This is a genomic window from Gelidibacter sp. (assembly GCF_035577925.1).
Lineage (GTDB): Bacteria > Bacteroidota > Bacteroidia > Flavobacteriales > Flavobacteriaceae > Gelidibacter.
In genome coordinates, this window is sequence record NZ_DATJCY010000045.1 from 1 (window position 1) to 3,360 (window position 3,360).

Sequence of the window (3,360 nt, forward strand, 5' to 3'; positions counted from 1 at the left end):
TAATTGATGGACAACAACGAGTAACAGCATTGACTGCTGCGATTCTTGGACAATACGTCATCAACAAAAACTACCAACGCATAAAGATAAAAATAGCCTTTAACCCTATCGAAGAACGTTTTGAAGTTCAAAACCCTGCAATTTTAAAAGATAAAGTTTGGCTTCACGACATTGTAGATGCTTTTTCAGGCAAAATTAGTTTACTAAAATTGGTTAGAGACTATTCAGCTTTAAATCCTGAAATTGACGAAGATTTAATTGAAAAATCATTTTCGAGATTAATCAGTATCGTGAAAAAGCCAATCGGGATGATTGAATTAAGTTCTGAATTAGATATTGAAACAGTTACAGAAATTTTTATTAGAATTAACTCAAAAGGGGTTGTGTTAAGTCAGGCGGATTTTGCTATGAGTAAAATTGCTTCTGACACTGAAAATGGCGGAAATGAACTGAGAAAAGCCATTGATTATTTTTGTCATTTGGCCATTTCACCTGACTTTTACAAACAGATTGTAGATAACGACAAAGATTTTACAAAAACCGGATTTTTTCAAAAAATGTCGTGGCTTAAAACCGAAAATGAAGATTTATACGACCCTAGTTACAGCGATTTAATTCGTGTCGCATTTACTTCACAGTTCAATAGAGGACGACTTTCAGATTTGGTAAGTTTGCTTTCAGGTAGAAATTTTGAAACAAGAAGTTACGAGACAGAAATTGCAGAACAATCATTTTACAAATTGAAAAATGGAGTAAATAATTTCATTAATGAAACTAATTTTAAACGGTTTTTAATGATTGTAAAATCCGCAGGATTTATTTCACCAAAACTTATTCGTTCTCAAAACGCTATCAATTTTGCTTATATCATTTACCTAAAACTAAAAGAACTTGGAGTAAATTCGGTTGCTATTGAAAGCTATGTAAGAAAATGGTTGGTTTACTCAATTTTAACAGGAAGATATTCAGGTTCACCAGAAAGCACATTTGATTTTGACATAAAACAGATTTCTCAAAAACCGTTTGGAGATTACCTAAAAGAAAAAGAAGAAGGAGAACTTTCAGATGCGTTTTGGAACGCTTCATTGCCCCAAAGTTTAGACACTTCAGTAGCAAGTAGCCCGTATTTTCACGTCTTTTTGGCTTCACAAGTAAAAGCTAATGATCGAGGTTTTTTATCGAGAGATGTTTTGGTAGGTGACTTAATTTCTTTACGTGGTGATATTCATCACTTGTTTCCAAAGGATTATTTAAGAAAAAATGGATTGGACAGAGGTAAGTATAATCAAATTGCAAACTACGTATATATGCAATCGGAAATAAACATAAAAGTAGGCAATAAACCACCAAAAGATTATTTTGAGCTTATAAAATCACAAATGCAAGATAGTAACCAACATGTAAGTGGACTGTCGAATGAACAAGAACTTTTGGACAATTTGAAAATGAATTGCGTACCTGCTGAAATTATACAAATGAGTATTGATGACTATCAAGATTTTTTGACTGTAAGACGAAAATTAATGGCACAAAAAATCAAAGAATATTATAAATCACTATAATTAGTGAAATTAGTATCTAAAAAACAATAAAACTCCTTGAATCTCAGTGAAACCTCAGCGTAGCTCTGTGAACCACATAAAAATCTGTGTAATTAGTGTAATTGGTGTCTAAAAAACACTCAGTGAACCTCAGCAAAACCTCAGCGTATCTCCGTAAAACAACATAAAAATTAGTGCAATCTGTATCTACAGTTTCTTCAAAAAATGATAACCCAAAATCTCAAAACCTTCATTCATATAAAACTTATGTGACGGATAATTTTGCACATAAGTATTCAGCTCAATGGTTTGGTAACCTTTTAAAGCCACATAATCGTAAATACATTTCATAAACTGCTTTCCCAGACCTTTTTTCCTATAACCGTCATCAATAAAAACATGGTCCAGCTCCACACTTCTACCAGAATAATGACGGGTACAAAACCACATTCCGGCAATACCGATTAGTTTTTCGCCATCATAAATGGCCGCACATTCATAGTTTTGAGTAACCATCTCCGCAAAACGTTGTTTGAGCACTGCTTCAGTAACTTTGTGATTGTTCAATTTTTGTACTAACGGAATGATCGAATTAATCTGTGAAGGTTCGATTATTTTAAAAGAAATGGGCATATTCTAAATTTTAAGTAAAAATAAATAATTTACCTTATAAATAAATCAGTTATTTTTGATTGATACATAAATATGATGAATAGAAAAGACTTTTTAAAATCGGCCATTGTTGGCGGGATTGCATTAGGCGTTTTGCCTAATTTGGCATTTCAGGATTCGGGTTTAAGTTATGATGAATTAATCGGCAAGGGAACTCCAAAACTTTATGGCGACGGATTCCAAATACGAAAAGAAGCTTATGATGCTTTTATTGCCATGAAAAATGCGGCTTTAAACGAGGATATTGCCATTCAAGTGGTGTCGAGTTATCGGAATTTTGATCATCAAAATCGCATCTGGGAACGCAAATATAAAAGCTTTATCCAACAAGGTTTATCACCGGAAAAAGCGATTGATAAAATCATTGAATATTCAACCATTCCTGGAACTTCGCGCCACCATTGGGGCACGGACATGGATCTTATTGATGCCAATGCTGTTCAACCAAAAAGCGTGTTGAGCCCAAGCCATTTTGAAGGGAATGGCTGTTTTGTCAACTTTAAAAAATGGATGGATACCCATTCCAGAGATTATGGTTTTTATCTGGTTTACACCAACAATCCCCAACGGAAAGGCTTTAAATATGAACCATGGCATTACAGCTACAAATCATTGTCATGCGATTATCTTCACGACTACAGAAAATTAAATCTAAAAAACATTCTTGGTGAAGCGTCGCTTTTAGGACACGAATATCTGACGGATTCGTTTTTGGACCGTTATTATACTGGAAATATTTTGGATATTAATCCGGAGCTTTTGTAACCAAATGGTACTTTTAAAGCACAAAAAAACCTCTTAAAACAAGAGGTTTTCTTAAGACACTAACTCAATTTTCAGTATTATGAAATACGTTCCAAATAGGCCAAAACATCATTGGCATGGGATTGTTTGGCATAATCCATAGCGGTCAATCCTTTTTCCGATTTTCCTTTAAGTTCTGCGCCATGTTTAACGAGCAGCTGTAAAATACTGGTTTTATTATATCGTGCGGCAAACATAGCCGGCGTCATCCCATTAGATTTTTCATTGACATCGGCACCCAGCTCGATCAATTTCTTAACAGTTTCAAGATCGCCTTTTACAATAGCCATGCAAAAAGGACTTACAGAAGTTTTTGTTTTTACAATACTCGAAAACTGTGGCG

General features: G+C 34.1%; 4 protein-coding genes. 2 read left to right on the top strand and 2 right to left on the bottom strand.

Annotated elements, in window-relative coordinates:
- The coding region (locus tag VNJ50_RS01465; RefSeq protein ID WP_325578365.1) for a GmrSD restriction endonuclease domain-containing protein at positions 1-1,562 on the top strand (1,562 nt) is incomplete at its 5' end.
- A gap of 186 nt (positions 1,563-1,748) precedes the next feature.
- Here VNJ50_RS01465 and VNJ50_RS01470 read toward each other — a convergent pair.
- Entirely contained in the window at positions 1,749-2,174 is a 426-nt protein-coding gene (locus VNJ50_RS01470) for a GNAT family N-acetyltransferase (protein WP_325578367.1), read from the bottom strand.
- Between the two features lie 72 nt (positions 2,175-2,246).
- Between VNJ50_RS01470 and VNJ50_RS01475 the strand changes: the two genes are divergently transcribed.
- The gene (locus tag VNJ50_RS01475; protein WP_325578369.1) at positions 2,247-2,978 is read left to right on the top strand and encodes a M15 family metallopeptidase; all 732 of its coding nucleotides are present in this window, start codon (positions 2,247-2,249) and stop codon (positions 2,976-2,978) included.
- A gap of 77 nt (positions 2,979-3,055) precedes the next feature.
- On the opposite strand, the gene VNJ50_RS01480 is transcribed toward VNJ50_RS01475, so the two are convergent.
- Positions 3,056-3,360: ankyrin repeat domain-containing protein (locus tag VNJ50_RS01480; RefSeq protein ID WP_325578371.1), on the bottom strand; the 305-nt coding region annotated here is incomplete at its 5' end.

What these genes read in the sequence shown, in the direction of transcription:
- VNJ50_RS01470 (WP_325578367.1), bottom strand. Translation starts at nt 2,174, where the DNA reads ATGCCCATTTCTTTTAAAATAATCGAACCTTCACAGATTAATTCGATC.
- VNJ50_RS01475 (WP_325578369.1), top strand. Translation starts at nt 2,247, where the DNA reads ATGATGAATAGAAAAGACTTTTTAAAATCGGCCATTGTTGGCGGGATT.